We start from the raw sequence: 22601 nt of genomic DNA on the forward strand, positions 1-22601 counted from the left end.
CACGCCGCCAGCGTTCGTCCTGAGCCAGGATCAAACTCTCCATAAAAGTGTTTGATATAGCTCACTTCCACAGGATGTGGTGGCTTCGATGTTGCGATTGTCGTCGCGTTCTTAATCGAAGATTCTTCATCACTGTGACGTTTTAAAACACTGACGAGATATCATGTATCTCATATTTCGCTTGGCTTTTTGTTCAGTTTTCAAAGAACTTTTTTTGTCGTTCCAGCGACAAGAATTATATCTTATCACGCTAGCAACATTTAATCAACAACTATTTTTTGGTAAGTTTTAATTATCAACTTCAGACTTAACGAAGCGACAAAATACATCATAACAAATTTTTAACTTTAATGCAATAACTTTTTATAAAATAATAGCAATCAACATGTGCTTCAAATAGATCGCTCAGTGGCGATAGAAAGTAATATATCAAATTTTATACTAATAAGCAACAGGATTTAACACTCCAATTTTACCCATATATTAATTGATTTAGTATTTACTTTCTTTCCCCTATAATAAATATCGGAAATTTATATTGTCTAATCTGTAATAAAAGATCTGCTAGTTAGCAAACTATAAGCAAAAGAATATCACTAAGTTTATTTACCCGAGTAATGCAACAAAACGTAAATTAGGAAAACTAATTTTAAAACTGGTAAAAAGAGAACTTCAATAAGAAATTACGTTTTACATAAAGACAATAGTTCGGTATTATTTTTAATGTTGTCATGCTAGTGTCATGATAGTGAACATAGAAAGGATGTAAAATTTAATGTCAAAACAACAAATCGGTGTTTTAGGTGTAGGCGTCATGGGAAAAAGTTTGGCTTTAAACTTTGAAAGTAAAGGACACTCTGTTTCCATTTATGATATCTCATCAGAAACTGTAAAGAATATTACTGCTGAACATAGTGAAAAGAATATTGTAGGTACATATAGTATAGAGGAATTTGTAGAATCACTTGAAGTTCCACGAAAAATACTATTAATGGTTCAAGCTGGTGCTGTTACAGACAAAGCTATCGAGTCGTTATTACCCTACCTGTCTGAGAAAGATATTTTAATCGATGGTGGAAATACATATTTTGTAGATACGATGAGGCGTAATCAATACCTTGCTGAAAAGGGTATTCATTTTATTGGTGCAGGTGTTTCTGGTGGTGAAGAAGGCGCATTAAAAGGGCCGGCAATTATGCCTGGAGGACAAAAAGAAGCATATGATTTAGTCCAGTCGATGTTAGAAGGTATTTCTGCAAAAGTAGATGGTGACCCTTGTTGTACATATATTGGTCCTGATGGCGCAGGTCATTACGTTAAGATGGTTCATAACGGAATTGAGTATGGTGACATGCAATTAATATGCGAAGCTTATTTCTTAATGAAAGAAGGCTTAAACTTATCGAATGATGAACTTCATCAAATTTTTGCTGAATGGAATAAAGGTGAACTGGATAGTTACCTCATTGAGATTACAGCAGATATTTTTACGAAAAAGGATCCCGAGACAGGCGAAGCGATTGTTGATCTAATATTAGATACTGCAGGTCAAAAGGGAACTGGAAAATGGACGAGTCAAAGTTCATTAGATTTAGGAGTACCTCTTCCGATTATTACAGAATCTGTATTCGCTCGTTTCTTATCAGCAATGAAAGAAGAACGAGTGAAAGCGAGCACTATTTTATCAGGGCCAAGCCAACCGAAATTTAAAGGAAATAAAGAAGAGATTATTGAGTCCATCCGACAAGCTCTTTATTTCAGTAAAATTTGTTCATACGCTCAAGGCTTTGCTCAACTAAAAGCAGCTTCAGAAGAATACAATTGGGATCTTCAATACGGTAAAATTGCGATGGTTTTCAGAAATGGTTGTATTATTCGTGCTGGGTTCCTACAAAATATAATGGAAGCATACGACCGTGACCCTAACTTATCAAATCTTCTTTTAGATCCATATTTCAAAGAGATTTCTGATCAATATCAAGGGGCTTTAAGAGATATTATCTCACTTGCAGTACAAAGCGGCATTCCGGTTCCAGCATTATCTGGTGCACTATCTTATTTTGATAGTTATCGCAGTGAAAGACTCCCTGCTAACCTTTTACAAGCACAACGAGACTATTTTGGAGCTCATACGTATCAACGTATCGATAAAGAAGGCACATTCCATACAAACTGGTTAGAAAAATAAAATTCTTAAACAGACCTCTCATCGTTAACGGTGAGAGGTCCTCTTTTTTACAATCAAAAAAGAAGCTTTTAGGGCGTCCTTGCCCTAAAAGCTTCTCGTTGGACTTTTCTTTTAGAATGTTACCCCGTCCAGTAGTAATACACGAGCTGGAGATGCATCTGTTCCAATTAACTTCAACGGAGCCGCTACCATTAAATATCCTTTAGGTTCAACGTCTTTTAATTGTAAACCTTCAATGATAATGATATCTTTTCCAAACAATGTTTTGTGGGTCGGATGCCCTTCTTGGCTGCGTTCAATCCCTAAAGTATCAATACCAACGCCACGTATTCCTTTTTCCGCTAAGAGTTTTGCGCCGTCTTCAGCTAAGAAAATAAAATCAAAGTTAAATTCTTCATCAAATGAGTTTTTTGTTTTAAATAAAACAAAGTCATTTTCTACAATATCTAAGCCTTCTAGATCCGCAGCTGTAATTCGATCTTTAACGTGCGTTAAATCAAAAACTTTACAAGGTCCTACTAATTTTTCTAATTCAATCGTTTCAAAAGTCTTACCATCAACAACCATATGTAATGGCGAATCAACGTGAGTACCTGAATGAACGTCTAGATCAAGTCTTGATTCAGTTACATAACCATTCGTTTCCGTACGTAGCTTTGGTTGTTTCTCAGGCTTGTTTTTATATACAGGCATACCCTCATAGATTGGTACACTAATATCAATCACTTTCATCTTTTAAGACCTCTTTCTATTTATTTATATGATTAATGGACCACCAATGGTTGCCGTCTCTTTCTAGTAATTCGTCTGCAGCTTTTGGTCCCATTGAACCTGACTCATAAGTATGGATATCTATCTCTCGGCTTTCCCAAGCCTTTGAAATCATATCGATATATGTCCACGATAAATCGACTTCATCCCAGTGGGCAAAGTTCGTTGCATCGCCAAGCATACAATCATAAATAAGGCGCTCATAAGCTTCAGGAGTATTTCCGGTATCCACACAATCATTACAATAATCAAGTTGAACCGGTACACTGCCGCCAGACATCCCCATCTTTTTACCATTTAACACTAATGAAATCCCTTCATCAGGCTGAATATGAATGATCAACAAATTCGGATGAACTTTTTCTTCTTTATTTAAATAAAGATTCATCGGTAAATCCTTAAACTGAATGACAACTTCTGTTGATTTCACACGCATTCTCTTACCAGTACGAATATAGAAAGGTACTCCAGCCCATCTATGACTGTCAATCACTAACTTTCCAGCAACATATGTCTCTGTATAAGATTTAGGGTCTACATTACTTTCACTTCGATAGCCTGCTACTTCATTTCCGTTACTTTCACCAGGACCATATTGGCCACGGACAAAATAGTCACTGACTTTCTCATGTGGAATAGGACGAAGTGCACGAAGTACTTTAATTTTCTCACTACGTATTTCTTCAGGCGTTAAACGTAATGGCGGATCCATTGCTAGTAAGGATACCATTTGCAGCATATGATTTTGCACCATATCACGAAGGGCACCTGACTTTTCATAATACCCGCCGCGGTCTTCAACGCCCAATGTTTCACTTGATGTAATTTGAATATTCTCTATGTATCGATTACTCCACAGATGTTCAAAAATAGCATTACCAAAACGAATAACCTCAATGTTCTGGACCATCTCTTTTCCTAAATAATGATCAATTCGGTAAATTTCATCTTCAGAAAAAGCTTCACGAATTTCACGGTTCAATTGTTGTGCGGATGGTAAGTCATGTCCGAATGGTTTTTCAATAATTAATCTTGTCCAACCGTTCGTTTCAGTTAATCCTTCTGACTTAAGGTTAGACGCAATCGTTCCAAAAAACTCGGGTGCCATCGCCATATAAAAAATTCGGTTCCCTGGAATATGGTGTTTGGTATCTAATTCACTTAACAGAACATTTAATTCGTGGTATGAATTTTTTTCCTGAACATCAAATGGCATGTAATAAAAATGCTCACAAAATTTTTCGATTAGCTCTGCATCTTCATTTTGCCCTAGTGATTGCTTAACTGTATTACGGAGGGTTTCATTTGACCAAGACCTTCTCCCTAACCCAACGACAGCAAATTCTTCAGATAATTTATTCCCCTTAAATAAGTTGAAAATTGATGGATAAAGCTTTCTTTTCGCCAAATCACCAGTTGCTCCAAAAATAACTAATGTAGATTTCGGTTTTGTGTTCATCAATAATGGCCTCTCTTATCTTTCACTATTAATTTAAGGAATTAAATATTCCTTCCTTATGAATTACTATTAATAACCTTTAAAGTATCTATAAAAATCATATGTACACCTTTATTACTTTTAATTTCCCCTACAATGGTGAAATTATCATGTCATATTGTATGACTAAATAGAAATAAGACACAACATTTCAATTCTAGACGAGCAGATTGTGAAAATCAATCTATTTATCCGCATTTTTCATAATTTTAATCAACTTAAAACTCGGAAATGATATCTAACACAGAAAGATGCTTTTTAGTTTTGGAAAATAGGAATAGCTGAAGAGGTATACGAAAAAGACCGAACAACGGACGCGGTTGGACACTACTAAGACTTTAGTCTGTTAAAGGTACCTGCTACCTTTAACAGACTAAAGTGGATTTCTAGAGGAATAGTACTAAAAGCAATACAAAAGCGGCACTATTGCCTATTTCAACAAGTCCTAACGTGATTGGTTTGATTGGTTTTTTTGGCATAAACCAAGTTTTTAATGAGCTTACCGCTAAAGCTAACGCAACAAACGGCAAACCAAGTAAAACGGGTACAATAATTAATACTCCATGATAGAAATTGGATAGCTTATGAAAACGTTTGTTACCTCGTTCACGAATGAACGTTTTCACATGAAAGACACTGCCAATAAAGAAACTAATATTTAACAACATGATGTAATAAGCTTGTGTTGGAATTTCACCATTACCAATATAAAAAGCAACTAATACTAAAAACGAAAAACCGATAATAGCAATAACATCATTAATAAACAATCGTTCTTTTTTCTGCTTGGCAAACCAGATGTTTATGAGGAAACAAGGGCTGATCATTAAAAATAATAGGAGTAAAAATGGATATTCAACCAACACAGGGATAATAAAAAGGCTCCCTATTAAAAAATAAAGTAAAAGTGCTGGAACGACGGATTTCCCTAATTTTGGTTTCCTAATATAAGATAGAACAGGTCCTGTTGCAAAGTAAAAGCTTAATATTCCAATGAAGAAAATGAAATGAGTCCAAGTTGTATTGCTAAACAAAGATCCTAATAGGTACGGAATAATTAACATTGCCCACGCACCATGCTCACGAGGAATATATAATTTCATGGTCATCTCGCCTTTCAACTAATTTTCTAAAAGGGTTCACCCCTTCATTAGACTTAGTGTAATAGATCACAATAAAAGACGAAGTGATATCCATCACACCTATTTACCGTGTGATTTTTCGCACTGTCACCCGTTTTATATTTTGTTAAAGTGAAGATATGACGTGAGTTAGAAAGGATGTTTTCATGTTAAACGTTACGATTTATTACACAGAGCTTAATCCAATGAACGTTACAATTGATGGATATGTATTACGTCACTCCACTGATCAATTGCAAATAAAATTTAATAACATACATGCCTTAAAAATCGTGCATCATCCAGAAGAAGGTTGTTGGGTTCTTTCTTTTCCTCCTGAATTAAACTTAGTAGAATTAGAAAAAATTCATGAATTAATTGAGCAGCTCCTCCTTCACTGTCGAGAGCCAAAGCTTGATGATCAATGTGCTTTTATCGGGTATTTACCAGATGGTGGGCAAGCCTTTATTTATAATCAATTCAAACAGTGGCGGGAGTTTATACTAAAAGCGAAGCATCGTTCAATGGAAGGGCAAAAAGTAGAAGTTTTCACTGGCAATGAAAAATTAACAGACGGAATTTTAGTTGACTACGTATTAGATGATGAAAAAGCATTTCAAATTAAAAGTATTACCTTGTTGACTCGTTTTGGAGAAAAGGTGTTTACGCAAAATAATCTGTCCATTGCTGCAACTGGTGAGTTTTTCTAAGTAAAGACTATAAAGTAGGTCCCTAACATAAAAAGAGGCTGACTTAATTTGCAAACGCAAACCTCATAACGAGGAATGCAAAAGCAAAAGTCAACCTCTCTTTTAAATTGTACATATTTCTACTGGACAATCGCCACAATGCAAATAATCCTTTAAGAATTGGATGTTTTTTATAACGATATAGCCATCGTCTAACTCTATTACCTCTTCTTTTTTTAAGTCATTTAGCATACGATTTACACTTTCTCTTGATGTACCAATGAAATTAGCCAAATCTTGATTCGTTAAGTTCACGTTTATTTTTACGCCCTCTTCATGATCAATCCCATAAGAGTTAGAGAAGCGGATTAATGTTGAGTAAATAGCCCCTGTTTTACCGCAAAGTAAAAGATCTCGGAATTTAGCTTGTGTCGATTGGGTGTGTCTTGTGAACCACTTCATGAATGCCATGGCAATTTCACCATTTTGGCAAAATAAGTTTTCTAATTGTTCACGTTCAAAGCGTACTAATTTAGCTTTTCCAACAACTTTAGCCGTTACACTGATTGCCATTTCGTTGAATAAACCAACTTCGCCAACTAGTTCATCTTTTTGTTTTAAATGAACAGAAAACTCTTTTCCGTCAATCGTCATCTTACTTAAGCTAACTTGGCCTGAACGAACTAAGTATACGAATTCTGGATAATCGCCTTCAACAAATAAGACAGTACCTTCATCGGCTGTTATTTCCGTACCTACATCTAAAAGAATTCGTTGGTTTTCAGGGGACATTTCACTAAAAAACCTTTTCATTTCTACCGTTCGCTTCTCCACATTACTTCACTCCAATTTTACTTTTCTAGTTGCATTTATGTGTAAATTCTACAAATGATTAATAATAAGTGTTTTATTTTATGAAATGCCTCACTTTTATTAAACCCACTTCTCGATCGTTAACCACCTTTTCGCATCGATTAGTTTTTCCTTTGTAATTACTATTGATACAGTACTTATGCAAATTTCTTACTTCTGATGATACGTTAGCTACTATGTATTATCAATCGGTGAATACCCTGAATTACTTAGGTGTATTTTTCCCTACTCCGGCCTTTTGTTATAATAATTTTCAATGCGATTAACATACCCTTAATAAAATTGACACAATACAGAACGTAAAACGTCTTTAGAAAAGGTAAAAAAGCCAACAAAGTTGCTTAAAATGTCCTCAAAAGACCATTTTAGTTGGCACATGTTGGCTTTCTCACTAATTGGTGTATTCTAATTTTCGCCACTTTAAGTACGTTAAAAAAGCAATAACCGATGAAACGACTCCAACAATTGTATAAGTGTAAATCTTTTCATACTCGACACCTAAATATGCTTCAATCGTCCATTGTAGCATCACGACATTCACAGCAATTGTTATTAATATGATGGCCCAGCATATTTTTTTACCCATGGCGAATTTTCCTTCCCACTGCATACACGACCCCATTATCTAATTCGATTTCAATTAGAGGTAACTCTCGTTGCGGCGGGCCAGCCATCGGTTGCCCACTGTGTAAGTCAAAATATCCTTTATGACACGGACAAACTAATTCTTCTTTTTCTGGTTCATAAAAAACCGGACACATTAAGTGTGGACAAGCACTATTATACGCTAACCACTCACCAGCTTTCGTATGAATAAGAATGGCTGGATCCTTATCTGTTGGGTAGTTAAATGTAATTGAACTTCCTTTTGGTACATTCACCATTTTGGCTATTTCCGTTCGTTCAAAATCGTCTTCAGCAAAACCGAGCATCGCTCGTACTGAAAATGGTACTGTTGCAAGTCCTAACGCTACTGAGGCACCAACAGCTGTTTTTAAAAAGGCGCGACGGTTAAATTTTAAATCGTCATCACGATCAATATTATCGACAAGATTAACCATATCATCTTGACTATCTTTTTGATTTCGACCGAGTTTCTTCTTATCTGTCATCTTTATCCCTCCTCTGGTCTTAGAAAATCATTAATCTGAATATACTCCGAAAAATTCAGGCACGTATTGCCATTTATCTTGTTCTGAAGGTTTCTTTCCTTCGATTAAGTTCATCTGTGTACGACGTCTACGTAAAGCTTGCATTTCGTCAAAGTCAATAAAACGGATTGCATCACTAGGACAAACTGATGCACACATCGGGGAAATCCCGTATTGTGTTCTGTCATAACACATATCACATTTATACATTTTATTTTCTTCAAAGTCGAATTTCGGTATACCAAATGGACATCCAAACGTACAGTTACGACAGCCGATACACTTTTCTTCCATTGCCGAAAGGACGACACCTTCTTCTGTTATTTGAATTGCATTTGCCGGACATACTCGTGCACAAGCTGGGTCTTTACACTGCATACATAACATAGGGAACGTTTGTCTACTTTCCATAAAGTCGACATATTCAACGTAGTTTCTTTCTTTTGCATCGTGACCGCCACATTCACGGCATGCCGCTTGACATGAGCGGCAGCCAATACACCTTTCAAATTCTAAATACATAACTTTTTTCATTCCAATACACTCCTTATCCCATTTAGGCCTTTTTCATTTTTACCGAACATACTTTAAATTCAGGCATTCTCGAAACTGGATCTAATGCTGGATTTGTTAATACATTAACCGCAAGTTCTTTGCCCCAATGGTAAGGAACAAACACTGTATCTTCACGAATTGCTTTCGTCAATCGAACTTCTAATTCCATTTCTGAACGTCTCGTCATTAATTTCACTTTGCCTCCATTTACGAGGCCATATTGACTTGCAAGTGCTGGGTGCATCTCCGCATAAGGTATCGGACATTGCTGCATTAAAAATTCAGTTCGTCTCGTTTGACTTCCTGATAAGAAGTGGAAAACCACACGTCCTGTTGTCAAATACAACGGATATTCCTCATCGGGAACTTCACCTGAGTCTCGATAGTTAACAATTGGAAGTATTGCTTTCCCATCAGGCGTTCCGAATTTCTCTTTAAACATCGTTGGTGTTCCCGGATGATCTTCTGAAGGACATGGCCAAAATACACCGTCTTCTTGGTCAATCCTCTCGTACGTAATCCCGTAATAATCAGCTTTTCCTCCTTTTGAAGCTAAGCGGAACTCATCAAAGATCTCACGCGGATTGTTGTAGTTGAATAAATGTCCTTTATCCATTCGCTCTGCGATCACCTTCATAATTTGCCAATCTGTTTTCGATTCTCCAATCGGATCTTTTACTTTACGAATACGAATGACTCGACCTTCAAGGTTAGTCGTTGTCCCTTCGTCTTCTGCCCAAGATGTTACTGGAAGAATAACATCTGCAAATTCAGCAGTTTCTGACATAAAGAAGTCACTTACAACTAAAAAGTCTAATTTATTAAATCCATTCCATATATGTTGAAGGTTAGGTGCTGAAACCGCTGGATTACTACACATTACATGCATTCCGCGAATACGACCTTCCTCAATTTCATCAAACATTTCGTAGGCTGATACCCCTTCTTTCGGCATATCAGCAGGGTCAATTCCCCATACGCTCGAAACATATTTAACTGCTTCTGGATCAGAAATTTTGCGGTAACCTGGAAGTGCATCTGCTTTTTGACCGTGTTCACGTCCACCTTGACCGTTCGCTTGACCAGTAAATGTTGCTACACCTGATGCGAACTTACCAATTTGACCTCTTAGAAGCGCCATTGACGTGTAAAGTCTAACATTGTCTACACCTTTGGATTGCTGTTCAATACCTCGTGCAAACATGACAACTGATCGAGGAGAACGACCAAAGATGTGAGCGGCTTTCACAATTTTTTCTACAGAGATACCCGTAATTTTTGATGTGAATTCAGGTGTAAAACCTTCTACTGCTTGTTTTAATTCTTCATAGTTATTACAGCGTTCGTTGACATACGCCTCATCTACATAACCTTCTTTAATGAGTAGGTGAAGCATTCCACTTGCTAATGTGTCATCTGTTCCAGGTCTAAGATCAAGATGTACATCGGCAATTCGAGCAGTTGGAGTTTCACGAGGATCAGCAACGATCATTTTCGCTCCTTTGTCTCTCGCTTTCCATAACCATTGAATACTTGTTGGATGACATTCAGCCGTATTTGAACCAGCCATAAAGAAACAATCCGTATGCTCTAATTCCGGCCAAGGTAATGTTGATCCTCTATCTGTTCCTAATGTTTGCATAAATCCACCCGCAGCTGAACTCATACAAAAGCGACCGTTGTAATCAACATAACGTGTACCTAGTACAGCTCGAGCATATTTCCCAACAAGGTAACATTTTTCATTTGTCATCGATACACCACCGAATACACTCAGTGCATCTTTACCGTGTTCTTTTTGCAGCTTTTTAAAGTTTTTCTCAATCAGATCAAGCGCTTCTTCCCAAGTTGCTTCAACAAATTGTCCGTTCTTTTTGATAAGTGGTTTTGTAATTCGCTCGTCGTGATCGATTGTTTGATAAGCGGTTACCCCTTTAGGACAAAGCTTTCCAAGTGTTACTGGCCAGTCGTAACGAGGCTCTACCCCAACGACTTTATTTGTTTTTTCATCTAGGCGAATGTGCATGCCGCACTGCATGCCGCAGTAACAACAGTGTGTTGAAATTAATTTTTCTCCTTCATGTTGTAAGTTTTGTACGCCTTCTTTTACAAGATAGTCAGTCATTTTATTTCTCCCCTTCTCTTGTTTCATCATAAAAGTCTTCAGAACGTTTGCGGCCAAACCCTGGAATGTGAATGCCGTTATTCGTTTGGATCGGTCCAAATGGATTACCTGCTGCATTTTCTAGATTTAATTGGCTCATTACACGCATTCTTCTTCGACACGATGGACAGTAGTCCGCTAAATAGGAACCGTCTTTTAGTTGTAAGTCAAATGCTTGCGCTCCTAAAATATCTTTAACATCATCAATTTGATCGTCACTACTGTAAGTAGTACCACATTTTTTACATGGTCGAGTATCGACTTTCAATTGTTCTTGGTAGTTCATAGGAACCGCCACAGCTAATGGACGAATTGGTAAGTGGAACAGCTTTCCGAACGGGAAATATACTAAGAAAATAACAACCGTAAATTGGTGAAAAAGAGCTAAATATGAATGAATAAAGCCACCTAAAAATTTATAAGAAACTGTTAAAAATAAACCAGATACTGTTACCGCTAGAAGCATGTATAAAGGAAACAAGTCAAATTCGAACCGTTGTGTCACTTGAACACCTTTGTCTCTTTGGCGTCGGATCATCATCATGACGACTCCACCTAATACCATTAAAGCGGTAATGTTTAGGCCATTAAAAACTAATTCTGCGAATAATCCATCTGCTGCCATCTTGATCATTGGGTACCCCATCACTACAAGTTGGTATGTCGTGGCATCAACGAGTTTAAAGTGCATCCAGCCAAACGTCAGTCCAAATGTAATCGCAAAAGATCCGATACAGCCCCAAGCTACAAGCCAGTGTTGAATGCCCCGATAAATGCCGCGCTTGAAAATAAATTTTTGGAATAAAATATTATCGACTAATGTTTGCATCACAGATTTAAAGTTACGTTTTTGTCTTTTTCTCGCTTTTAAGTTTTGGATCGTTCTTTTTAATACTTGGTGAGTCGCTGGTCGCATCGACCAAGCACATATTCTAACGGTCATCCCAATCGCAAAGACAAATGATGAAATTAAATAACCAAACAACATCATGTCCACATGGCTAAACTGCTTTGTACCAATCCACATCGAGATAATTAATAGTAAAACTACAATGAAAGCATACATACTTGTTTTTGAATAAAAGGACTTTTCAAACTGAGTCATCCTTGTCACTCCTCTACGTTAAATCACAATTTGTTTTGTTAAACTTATTGTAGAGGCAGCTCGATTTTAGGACTGTGAGTTTTTTCACACGAGGTAAGAAAATATAGTGACAAAATAATGGCAGTGGATTTTTAGGCGCTGCTATTCGTTGATCTGACGCAGTATTTGAGGAAGTAAGAATTAAATTTAGACGATCTGTGAACTTTATGACACAATTGGAAGATCCCTTGAGACCTTCTCAGATCCCATAACACGAAACAAGCCCCAATCAACCGATTAAAGCTTGTTTCTCTAAAGCTCAATTATGTTAATGCAGCAGGTATATAGTCGCAGCTCGGGTCACTTTCCAAGTAATCACCATGCACAGCAAAGGCACGTGCCCGTGAACCGCCGCAAATTCCTTTGTATTCACACAGACCGCACTTTCCTTTTAGTAAAGATTTATCACGTAAATCTTTCATGACAGGAGAATGTTGATAGATATTTAACAATGATTGTTCACGAACATTCCCACATTTAACGGGTAAAAAGCCGCTTGGATAGACATCACCAATATGACTAATAAAAACAAAACCATCTCCATCATTAACCCCTTTGGGAGCACGACCTAATAAGTCTGTACGTTTCTGAGGTTTCTGTAAATCCATCGAACCCGTATCTGAATGGATCCCACCCCTATTAGAAGCTGTTGCCTGTTTATTTTGCAAAAACACCCTCCGGTAATGAGGAGCTTCAGTCGCCTTCACATGATACGGCATTTTTTGCTGCACCTCAACGAGCCATTTCATGACTTCTTCATGTTGCTGCGGCGTTAACATATCTTTTGGTTGAGCGCGTCCTGTTGGAATTAAGAAAAATAAACTCCAAAGGACAGCTCCCATATCTTTAACGCCTTCACTAATTCGTTCCAAGTCATTGATATTATAGTTTGAGACCGTTGTATTAATTTGAATAGGTATGTTTAATTCTTTCAAGTAAGATATACCTTTCATTGTACGGTCAAACGACCCATTTGTTCCGCGGAAATAATCATGAATTTCTGCATTGGATCCATCCAAACTAAATGCCCACCGCGATAATCCCACATGCTTCGCCTCTTCAACTGCCGCTTTCGTCACTTTAGGTGTAGCACTCGGTGTCATGGAGACGGCAAGATTTTTTTCATGGATCGCATACTGTGCCAATTGAAATAAATCTGGTCTCATAAGCGGGTCACCGCCTGTAAAGACAAAAAGCGGGTTATTCATCTCTGCAATTTGATCAATTAATTGCTTTCCCTCTTCAAATGATAACTGCCTTGGGTCCGATTTATATTGAGCCTCCGCACGACAATGAAGACATTTTAAAGCACATGCTCGTGTGACTTCCCAAATCACGATGAAAGGAAATTCGTTATAATTCCGGTGAATTGCATTTGTATTTATATTTATAGTCAATTTCAGCCACTCTCCTTTTACAGAAAAATCAATGCCTCTACTTTGACTATAAAAGAAAAGATCCGTTTTGACTGTGAACTCTATCACAATCACTCTCTCAATTTAAAGTGATTGATTTTCTCTTGCAGCCTCTCTGACATCCTCGTTAATTGACTCGAAGCGGCACTCACTTCTTGCATCGCTGCAGTTTGTTGCTCAGTCGAGTCCGCAACAAAGACTGTATGGTCCGCATGCCTTTCTGATATGTCGACAATTATTTTTGTTAATTCTACGATTTTTTGGATTTCTTCATTCATTTCTTTTAACGTATTACTAATATGGTAGACATCACTAGTAATCACATTAATAGATTCTGCAATTTCATGGAACGAATTACCCGCTTGATACATCACTTCTATTCCGTCTGTTACCGTTTGGTCACCATGAGATGATGTTTTGACAGCTTCTGTTGTTCCTTGTTGTATCTGTGATATCAACTCTCGTATCTCTTTTGTGGCTGCAGACGACTGTTCTGCGAGTTTTCGAACCTCATCTGCAACTACCGCAAATCCCTTCCCGTGTTCTCCTGCACGGGCAGCCTCAATAGCAGCATTCAATGCTAATAAATTGGTTTGATCTGCTATAGCTGTAATCATAGATATAATTTCGTTAATTTGCTCTGATTTTTGATCAAGACCATTCATTGTTTTTTTCATTGAAACTGAATTTTGTTTGATCCTTTCCATTTGCTCAATGGCACGCTTAATTACTTCATCACCTGTATCAGCCTTTTCATTTGCGCTTTTGGAAATCTCAGAGGATTCTTTCATTCGTTTCAGCACGTTATCCATGTCATTCGATATTTCAGTAATAACTTCATTAATATGGTTTGATTTCCTTACTTGCTGTTGCGAATCTTCTTGAATACTTTTAATACGATCTGAATTCAGCTCCGTTGTTGTCGTCACTTGTTTGGCTTGTTTAGATAATTGCTCAGATGTAGCTGCAACTTGGTATGAACTATCAGAAACATCTCCAACCATTTCTTGCAACTGATCCACCATCGAATTAAAATCATTAGCTAATTCACCAATTTCATCTCTCCGGTTAATCATTAAACGTGGCGCGGTTAAATCTCCTTGTGCGATTTTTTTCGCATACACAATAAATTCTGAAATAGGATTCATTGTTCGACTAACAAACCAAATAGTCACAAGTGTCGTAATTAGTAAAGGAATAATTCCGAATAGAATACCGCCTTTTACCATATCCCACGTTCTCTCATGAACTATGCTTGCATCAAAATCTATAGCACTAATTGCAATCATTTCTTTACTCGGATCGTGATCTTTAAAGATTGGTGCGTAGCCTGTAAGTCGTTTCATTCCACCAAACTCATAAATGTCTGAATAATGGGGATGGCCCATTGACATCATCATATGTAAAGCTGTTTCATCTAAATAAAACATATCGCCTGCTTGAAATCCTTGTGCTTGCAAATTTACATCTGCTGCTAATACCTTTCCTTCAAGTGAAAGGATGTATTGTGTTTCAAATATGTCTTTATGATCAACCGTCCAGCTAATCAATTGGCCAATTTCTGCGGACTTTGATAAATCACCATGTGCAAGTTGTTCAATATCCGTCGGGTTTAATAGCCCTGTTGTTATATTCGCACATCCGTACAATTCAATAGCCGCTGCTTCTTTTACTTTTTCATAAATAATACGATAATTTGATATGGAAATTATCGCCATTGAAATAAAAATCGTTGTAAAAATAATCAAGCCTAATTTCATTGTTACGCTCGTTTTCTTCATATAATCACCTCTAATAATCATCATCGTTTTACTAGATTGTAACTATATTCATAATGTTCCGTTGTGAGAAAAGTCACATCTTAATTAAAAGAAAGGTACTAAAATAGAGTTATATTGGTTTGTACATTAATAATTAGGAGTGAAAAAGATGATTACTGGAAATGTAATTGCGGTGACTAGCGGAAAAGGCGGCGTAGGAAAATCAACGGTATCCGTAAATCTAGCTCTTGCTTTATCTCGATTAAATAAAAATGTAGCTATCATAGATTTAGACATTTATGGATTCAGTGTACCTAAGATGTTAAATATCACAGATCGACCCAAAACGATTAATAATAAAATCATTCCTGTCGGCTCACATGGATTAAGTGTTATGTCTACTGGGTTTATGGTGCGCGGAAATAACCCCATTGTTTGGCGCGGTCCAATGCTTGGACGAATGATCGAACACTTTTTTAAAGACGTGATTTGGGGTAAACTTGACTATGTGATTTTGGATATGCCACCAGGGACTGGAGATGTCGCGCTTGACCTCCATCATATGGTTCCTGAATGTAAGGAGATTATTGTTACAACTCCTCACCCGACAGCAACACATGTAGCTGAACGAGCAGGGACAATGGCACAAAATACTAATCATGAAATTTTAGGTGTCATTGAAAATATGTCTTATTTCTCTCCTCCTGGTCAAGATGAGAAGTATTACCTTTTTGGAAAAGGTGGCGGGGAGACATTAGCTAAGACTTTAGATACTAAACTATTAGCTTCACTACCTATGGCTCTCCCCAATGACAATGGTGAAGTTCCATCAATTTATGATGAAACTACAAATTTGTTTGCTCATTTTAATAAACTCGCCAATAACATTGATAGAGTGTTACTAAATCCAAAAACAGCAATAAATTAATTTAAAACTTGCAGAAAAGGCCGTTTTCCTATAGACAGGGGACCGGCTTTTTCTTATTGGTTAAATACTCTTTCTTATCAGGAGGTTAGCCCTCTTGTTCAACATCACCTATACCATCACACTATGTGGAAACCCTCTAGTTCATCTCATTTACACAGTCATTACTTGTTTTTGAAACCTAAAAAAAGAAGCCAACTCAATAGACGAGTCGGCCTCAATGTGTAGATCTGACTATGAGGAATAACGTAAAGCTCCCATAAAAAATTAATTCAGTTGGGTCCTTTACTGATTGTCAGTGAAAATAAAAGGTTTAACCACCAATAGCCGACATCGCTCTTACAGTTGGGGTCCCTTGTTCATACATAGTTTGCCCCATTTCATGACTTTTCGGCTTTAAAAACAATGCTCGCTTATAGGCATCAATAAGTTCGTGATGATTATGGGCTATTGCTTTTACAGGAACTTCTGCTTCCCAGAACAAACACGATTTCAGATGTCCATCTGCAGTCAGTCGCAATCGATTACAACTAGCACAAAATTCATTCGATATCGGATGAATTAAGCCAAAGCTTCCTTTCGCATTTTCAAAAGAAAATGTTCGTGCTGGTCCTGCCAGTTGTTTTCTTTCGTGCTCAGTATATAAGCCGATCCTATCAGCTATCTCTTTTACAATCGACAGGGATTGATATTGTTTGGTCCATTCGGACTGTCGGTCTCCAATCGGCATGTATTCAATAAAGCGAATTTGTATATTTTCTTTCATCGTCCACTTTAAAAAGGTTTCTATCTCATCTACATTGTAGTCTTTTAATAAAACTACATTTAACTTGATAGGATGTAACTGATGATCGATAGCTGCTTGAATTCCTTCTAGCACATCTTTCAGTTTTCCGTTTTTCGTAATCTTCGTATATTTTTCTTCATTTAAAGTATCAAGACTGATATTAATTCGGTTTAAACCAGCTTCCTTTAACGCTTGAGCATACTTTGCTAAGAAGATACCATTCGTCGTGAGGGCTATATCTTCTATACCAGGAATTTCTTTTAATCTCCCTATTAACTGTGGAAGGCCTTTACGTACTAGAGGCTCTCCTCCTGTTATACGAATTTTCTTTATACCTAGTTGTGCTCCAGCTTGAACGATATTCACTATTTCGTCGTCTGTAAGTAGATGTTGAAAACTTGTACAACCATGAACCCCGTTAGGAACACAATAATGACAAAGGAGATTGCATCGATCTGTAACCGAAATCCTTAAGTAATCATGTTTCCGATCAAATCGATCAACTAAATTCATATCATCACTTCCTTTAACCTTACTTTATCAAATGATGATCGTTTATTCTGTGAGAAATATCACTGATCATAAACTTTAATAAACTAAAAATAATTACAAAAGTCAAAATATTGATGCATTTTATTAAATAGTGGTATATAATAGAAAACAACTTTACACTTCAACGCTTTTAGGTGTTAAAGTGTAAGGCGGTTTTTACACAACTGATATACATACATAAATCTAGGGGGCAACTATGATGAAAAAGAAGTCGTTAGTAACTATTCTCTCTTCGGTTGTTTGTCTTGTTGGACTAACCGCTTGTAGCGGTTCAAACAGTGTAACAAATGAATCGAACACAAGTGAAAAAAGTGATGTAACTGAAGTTATTACATTAAAGGTCGGACATATTGCACCACCTGGGGAGGCTTATGCACTCGGGTTTGAGGCTTATGCAGAAGCTGTTGAAGAAGCTACAAATGGACAAGTACAATTTGAAATTTTCGGTAACGGTTCCTTAGGAGGCGAAAGAGAGTTATTAGAAGGAGTCCAATTAGGAACTATAGATATGAGTGTGATTACAACGGGTGTAGTCAGCAACTTTGTTCCAGAAGTAACAGCCATTGAATTCCCGTTTCTATTTAAAGATTTAGAGCATGCTTATAAGACATTAGATGGTGAAGTAGGTCAAGAAATATTAGAGATCATGTCCGACTCTGGGTTAAAAGGAATTGCCTTTTGGGAAAATGGCCAACGGCATTTAGCGAATAATGTAAAACCAATTATGACTCCAGAAGATTTAAAAGGATTAAAAATGAGAACAATTGAAAGCGAACTATTACTAGATACATATAGTGCTTTAGGGACAAATGCTACACCGATGGCTTTCCCAGAAGTATACGGCGGTCTTCAACAAGGGGTTATTGATGGATCTGATTTTTCTTACGGAGTAATTTGGAGTACTAATGTGTACGAACAAACAAAATATCTTTCTGAAGTAGGATTATACTATGCATCTGCGACACTATTAATAAATCATGACGTATACAACTCGTTACCCGAAGACGTTCAAGAAGCAATTATAAATCTTGGAAAAGAATATGCACAAATACAACGTAACATTTCTCAAGAATTAGAAGCTGAGCAAAAGCAAAATTTAATTGATAACGGAGTAGAAATCATTTCTAGCGAAGATCTAGATCTAAATGCTTTCCGTCAACTCGTAGAGCCTGTCTATGAGAAACATGCTGAAAAATACGGAAAGTACATTCAGCGAATTCATGCTACCGAGTAAGGAAAAACAGTGAGCGGCTGACCTATTGTCAGCCGCTCTTTTATTATATACCAAGAATTTGCTTTGCTCGCTCTACCACTTCTGCTTCTGGTGGATTTACGTGAGAAAGTGGATATTCTAACCCTAATTGCTCCCATTTATAAACGCCCATTTGATGATATGGGAGTATCTCCACCTTCTCAACATTTGATAAAGTATCGATAAAAGTAGCAAGTCTTTCTAAATCTGCGTCTGCATCCGTTATTCCTGGAACAAGCACATGGCGGATCCAAACAGGCTGTTGTTTTTCAGCAAGAAGCTGTGCAAACTGTAAAATGTGTGTGTTTGGAACCGTTGTTAACTCTTTATGCTTTTCATTATCGATCTGTTTTATATCTAGTAAGAACAAATCTGTATATTGGAGAAGTTCATCTAACGACTTAAGGAACGACTGACTCTTTGAAAAGCAGCCTGCAGACGTGTCGATCGTTGTATGAAGCCCTAATTCTTTACATCGTTTAAATAAGGCAATTAAAAAATCAATTTGCAGAAGTGGTTCTCCTCCACTGACCGTAACCCCACCGTTCGATCGTTTTAAATACGGGATATACGTTTCAATGTCCTGAATTAGATCGTCTACATCAACCGGTTCACCTTTTTTTTGTTCCCACGTATCAGGATTATGACAAAATTGACATCGTAACAAGCAGCCTTGCATGAAAATGACATAACGAATTCCGGGCCCGTCTACCATACCTGATGTCTCTACTGAATGCACGTAACCTTTCATAATTAGAAGCCCCTTTTGAATAGATTCATGATGATATTTTTAGAATATAGTATTACCAAACTTAAATGGTACCAGGCACCTTTAGCCGACTAAAGGTGCCTGGTACCTCCCTTTTTATGTGACACCTATATCTTTTTATGTGAAAAAGATCCTTTTATGCTGGATCTTTTTCACACTTATTTATACTGGTGTTACTAATTTCTTACCTCCAATAGAGTCATGGAATGTACGGTTGATTACATCTAATTGTTGTTCTCTTGTTAGTTTAATAAAGTTCACCGCATACCCTGATACACGAATGGTTAATTGCGGGTATAATTCAGGGTGATCCATTGCATCTAATAATGTTTCGCGGTCAAAGACGTTGATGTTTAAGTGATGCCCGTTCTTCTCTGAATACCCATCTAAGATAGCAACTAAGTTTGTCGTGCGGTCTTCCGATTCTTTACCTAACGCCTTAGGAACGATCGAGAATGTGTTTGAAATTCCATCTAGTGAATGTTGGTACGGTAATTTAGCCACCGAATTTAATGAAGCGAGTGCTCCTTTTTTATCTCTTCCGTGGAGAGGATTTGCGCCCGGTGCAAACGGCTCGCCATCTTTTCTTCCGTCTGGTGTATTTCCTGTTTTCTTCCCATAAACCACATTAGAAGTAATTGTTAAGATGGACATTGTCGTTGTAGATTGACGATACGTTTCATGCTTTTTCAACTTTTTCATAAAACGTCTGACGATATCTTGAGCGATTTCATCGACACGATCATCATTGTTTCCGTATTGAGGGTATTCCCCTTCAACGATATAATCAACGACAATTCCGTTCTCATCACGCACCGTTTTTACTTTTGCGTGCTTAATGGCACTTAATGAGTCAGCTACTACAGATAGACCTGCAATTCCTGTCGCCATCGTCCGTAAAATTTCATTGTCATGAAGAGCCATTTCAATGCGCTCGTAATTATATTTGTCATGCATAAAATGAATGATATTTAATGTATTAACATAGAGCTCAGCTAACCATTCCATGACATGATCAAACTTAGACATTACTTCTTCATAGTCTAAATATTCACTCATAATTCTTTCAAACATCGGTGTCACTTGAATCTTCGCTTTTTCATCAACACCACCGTTAATCGCATATAAAAGCGTTTTTGCTAAGTTTGCTCTTGCACCAAAGAATTGCATTTGCTTGCCAATTCTCATCGCAGATACACAACAAGCTATTCCATAATCGTCACCAAATTCTACACGCATTAGATCATCATTCTCGTATTGAAGTGAACTTGTTTGGATTGACATTTTCGCACAATAGCGCTTGAAATTCTCTGGCAAGTTCGTTGACCAAAGCACAGTTAAATTCGGTTCTGGTGCTGGACCTAAGTTTGATAGCGTGTGAATGAAACGGAACGACGTTTTTGTTACTAATGGTCTACCGTCTATTCCAACCCCGCCAATTGATTCAGTTACCCATGTCGGATCGCCACTAAAGAGATCGTTATAATCAGGTGTTCTTGCAAATTTAACGAGACGCAGTTTCATGACAAAATGATCGACTAATTCTTGTGCTTCTTCTTCTGTTAAGCGACCTTCTTTTATATCATTTTCAATATAAATATCGAGGAACGTTGAGACTCGTCCTAAGCTCATCGCTGCTCCATTTTGCTCTTTTATTGCAGCTAAATATCCAAAGTACAACCATTGGAAAGCTTCCTTTGCCGTAGTCGCTGGCTCTGAAATGTCAAAACCGTAAGAAACAGCAAGTGTTTTCAATTCTTGAAGCGATTTAATTTGTTCAGAAATCTCTTCTCTTAAACGAATCACTTCTTCAGACATTTTTTTGCCCATTTCTTGAAGTGATTGTTTCTTTTCGTTAATTAAGAAATCCACACCGTATAAAGCAACTCGTCTGTAATCACCAATAATCCTTCCACGCCCATAAGCATCCGGCAAACCTGTAATGATCCCGACTTTTCTCGCCAGTTTCATTTCGTCTGTATATGCATCAAATACACCTTGATTATGTGTTTTTCGATGCTCTGTAAAAAAGCGATCTACTTCTTGATCCATCTTGTAACCGTATGCTTCACAAGCTGTTGCTGCCATGCGAATACCACCGTATGGCTGTAATGAACGTTTGAACGGTTGATCCGTTTGGAAACCGACTATTGTTTCCTTCTCTATATCTAAATAAGCTGGTCCATGTGATGTGATTGTAGAAACGATTTCAGTGTCTAAATTATATACTCCACCGTTATCACGTTCTTTTTTTGTAAGCTCCATCACTTGTTCCCATAATTTTTTAGTGTTTTCAGTTGCCCCAACAAGAAACGTGTCATCACCATCATAAGGTGTCATATTTTTTTGAATGAAATCCCTAACATCAATTTCTTGATTCCAATTTCCTTTTCTAAAACTGTTCGGATGACTCATCTTTTTCAACTCCCTCATAAAGTTGCAATGTAACGCTAGACGAAGTGATTGGTTAATTACATCCTCAAAAGATACAACCTCATTTTTCATTAGCGTCGTTTTCTAATTTTTTCTAATTTAATCTATAGATCTAGTATAACAATGCAGTAGAATTGAATACTGTGATAAAAATCACAAAATGATGTCAAGGACTGTTCTGTTCACGAAATAGTCGTAATTCAACAGCCCCCTCTATCTACTATTGTTCCTCGTAAATAAGCTTTACATTTCCTTCTTCAACCTCAATCGTGTAAGTTTTAACCTGACCTTCATCAGGAGCTTGTACTTTTCCATCAATTAATGAGATTTTCCAGTCATGCATCGGGCAAAACACAAATTGACCGCTGACAAGACCTTCAGAAAGGATGCCTCCTTTAGGGTGTGGACTAGTATTTTCGATCGCACGAACCGTACCATCTGTCAGGCGAAAGAGAGCAATCTCCTTCCCGCTGACAGAAAATACTTGACCAATCATCTCTGGCAGTTCATGAAATGAACAAAGTTTAATAGCTTGTCTTGTTTTCATCATTCTA

The 22601-nt window shown here is 37.2% G+C and carries 19 protein-coding genes; 4 read left to right on the forward strand and 15 right to left on the reverse strand.

Features of this window, described 5'->3' with window-relative positions; genetic code table 11:
• Positions 1–775: 775 nt before the first annotated feature.
• Positions 776–2188, forward strand: coding sequence for an NADP-dependent phosphogluconate dehydrogenase (gene gndA / locus AC2VNP_RS00005; protein ID WP_486914918.1), 1413 nt, complete (start codon positions 776–778; stop codon positions 2186–2188).
• A 111-nt stretch (positions 2189–2299) separates the two neighbouring features.
• On the opposite strand, the gene AC2VNP_RS00010 is transcribed toward gndA, so the two are convergent.
• From AC2VNP_RS00010 to AC2VNP_RS00020, 3 genes are all read right to left on the reverse strand, one after another.
• On the reverse strand, positions 2300–2920 hold the full coding sequence (locus AC2VNP_RS00010; protein WP_486914920.1) for a cyclase family protein: 621 nt from the start codon (positions 2918–2920) through the stop codon (positions 2300–2302).
• 16 nt (positions 2921–2936) lie between these two features.
• Positions 2937–4418 carry a glucose-6-phosphate dehydrogenase gene (gene zwf / locus AC2VNP_RS00015; protein ID WP_486914921.1) on the reverse strand — a complete coding sequence of 494 codons (1482 nt, stop codon included), beginning with the start codon at positions 4416–4418 and terminating at the stop codon, positions 2937–2939.
• Between the two features lie 425 nt (positions 4419–4843).
• On the reverse strand, positions 4844–5560 hold the full coding sequence (locus tag AC2VNP_RS00020) for a YwiC-like family protein (RefSeq protein WP_486914923.1): 717 nt from the start codon (positions 5558–5560) through the stop codon (positions 4844–4846).
• 185 nt (positions 5561–5745) lie between these two features.
• Between AC2VNP_RS00020 and AC2VNP_RS00025 the strand changes: the two genes are divergently transcribed.
• Positions 5746–6288: a hypothetical protein gene (locus AC2VNP_RS00025; RefSeq protein ID WP_486914925.1), complete on the forward strand. Its 543-nt coding sequence runs from the start codon at positions 5746–5748 to the stop codon at positions 6286–6288.
• Positions 6289–6390: 102 nt separating this feature from the next.
• On the opposite strand, the gene AC2VNP_RS00030 is transcribed toward AC2VNP_RS00025, so the two are convergent.
• From AC2VNP_RS00030 to AC2VNP_RS00065, 8 genes are all read right to left on the reverse strand, one after another.
• Complete coding sequence (locus AC2VNP_RS00030; protein ID WP_486914927.1) at positions 6391–7101, reverse strand: Crp/Fnr family transcriptional regulator; 711 nt, start codon at positions 7099–7101, stop codon at positions 6391–6393.
• A gap of 430 nt (positions 7102–7531) precedes the next feature.
• A complete protein-coding gene (locus tag AC2VNP_RS00035) occupies positions 7532–7726 on the reverse strand; it encodes a hypothetical protein (RefSeq protein WP_216831317.1) in 195 nt (64 codons plus the stop codon).
• Entirely contained in the window at positions 7719–8252 is a 534-nt protein-coding gene (locus AC2VNP_RS00040; protein ID WP_418201376.1) for a QcrA and Rieske domain-containing protein, read from the reverse strand. The genes AC2VNP_RS00035 and AC2VNP_RS00040 overlap by 8 nt, the downstream gene beginning before the upstream one ends.
• A gap of 30 nt (positions 8253–8282) precedes the next feature.
• A complete protein-coding gene (locus AC2VNP_RS00045; protein WP_216831315.1) occupies positions 8283–8825 on the reverse strand; it encodes a 4Fe-4S dicluster domain-containing protein in 543 nt (180 codons plus the stop codon).
• A 22-nt stretch (positions 8826–8847) separates the two neighbouring features.
• A complete protein-coding gene (gene fdhF / locus AC2VNP_RS00050) occupies positions 8848–10971 on the reverse strand; it encodes a formate dehydrogenase subunit alpha (RefSeq protein ID WP_486914930.1) in 2124 nt (707 codons plus the stop codon).
• A gap of 1 nt (position 10972) precedes the next feature.
• Entirely contained in the window at positions 10973–12115 is a 1143-nt protein-coding gene (locus AC2VNP_RS00055; protein WP_486914932.1) for an MFS transporter, read from the reverse strand.
• Positions 12116–12417: 302 nt separating this feature from the next.
• Entirely contained in the window at positions 12418–13551 is a 1134-nt protein-coding gene (locus tag AC2VNP_RS00060) for a TIGR04053 family radical SAM/SPASM domain-containing protein (RefSeq protein WP_486914934.1), read from the reverse strand.
• A gap of 89 nt (positions 13552–13640) precedes the next feature.
• The gene (locus tag AC2VNP_RS00065; RefSeq protein WP_486914935.1) at positions 13641–15350 is read right to left on the reverse strand and encodes a methyl-accepting chemotaxis protein; all 1710 of its coding nucleotides are present in this window, start codon (positions 15348–15350) and stop codon (positions 13641–13643) included.
• Positions 15351–15498: 148 nt separating this feature from the next.
• Between AC2VNP_RS00065 and AC2VNP_RS00070 the strand changes: the two genes are divergently transcribed.
• The gene (locus AC2VNP_RS00070) at positions 15499–16257 is read left to right on the forward strand and encodes an Mrp/NBP35 family ATP-binding protein (protein WP_486914937.1); all 759 of its coding nucleotides are present in this window, start codon (positions 15499–15501) and stop codon (positions 16255–16257) included.
• Between the two features lie 310 nt (positions 16258–16567).
• Here the strand turns inward: AC2VNP_RS00070 and moaA are convergent, their stop codons facing one another.
• Complete coding sequence (gene moaA / locus AC2VNP_RS00075; RefSeq protein ID WP_486914938.1) at positions 16568–17554, reverse strand: GTP 3',8-cyclase MoaA; 987 nt, start codon at positions 17552–17554, stop codon at positions 16568–16570.
• Positions 17555–17789: 235 nt separating this feature from the next.
• On the opposite strand from moaA, the gene dctP reads away from it, so the two are divergent.
• Positions 17790–18827 carry a TRAP transporter substrate-binding protein DctP gene (gene dctP, locus AC2VNP_RS00080; protein WP_486914939.1) on the forward strand — a complete coding sequence of 346 codons (1038 nt, stop codon included), beginning with the start codon at positions 17790–17792 and terminating at the stop codon, positions 18825–18827.
• 43 nt (positions 18828–18870) lie between these two features.
• On the opposite strand, the gene pflA is transcribed toward dctP, so the two are convergent.
• The 3 genes from pflA to nirD form a co-directional block, all read right to left on the reverse strand.
• Positions 18871–19599, reverse strand: a complete 729-nt coding sequence (gene pflA, locus AC2VNP_RS00085) for a pyruvate formate-lyase-activating protein (protein ID WP_486915010.1) — start codon at positions 19597–19599, stop codon at positions 18871–18873.
• Between the two features lie 177 nt (positions 19600–19776).
• Entirely contained in the window at positions 19777–22029 is a 2253-nt protein-coding gene (gene pflB / locus AC2VNP_RS00090; protein ID WP_486914941.1) for a formate C-acetyltransferase, read from the reverse strand.
• A gap of 238 nt (positions 22030–22267) precedes the next feature.
• Entirely contained in the window at positions 22268–22594 is a 327-nt protein-coding gene (gene nirD, locus AC2VNP_RS00095; RefSeq protein WP_486915012.1) for a nitrite reductase small subunit NirD, read from the reverse strand.
• Between the last annotated feature and the right edge of the window lie 7 nt (positions 22595–22601).

The organism is Alkalihalobacterium sp. TH-98, from assembly GCF_057473385.1.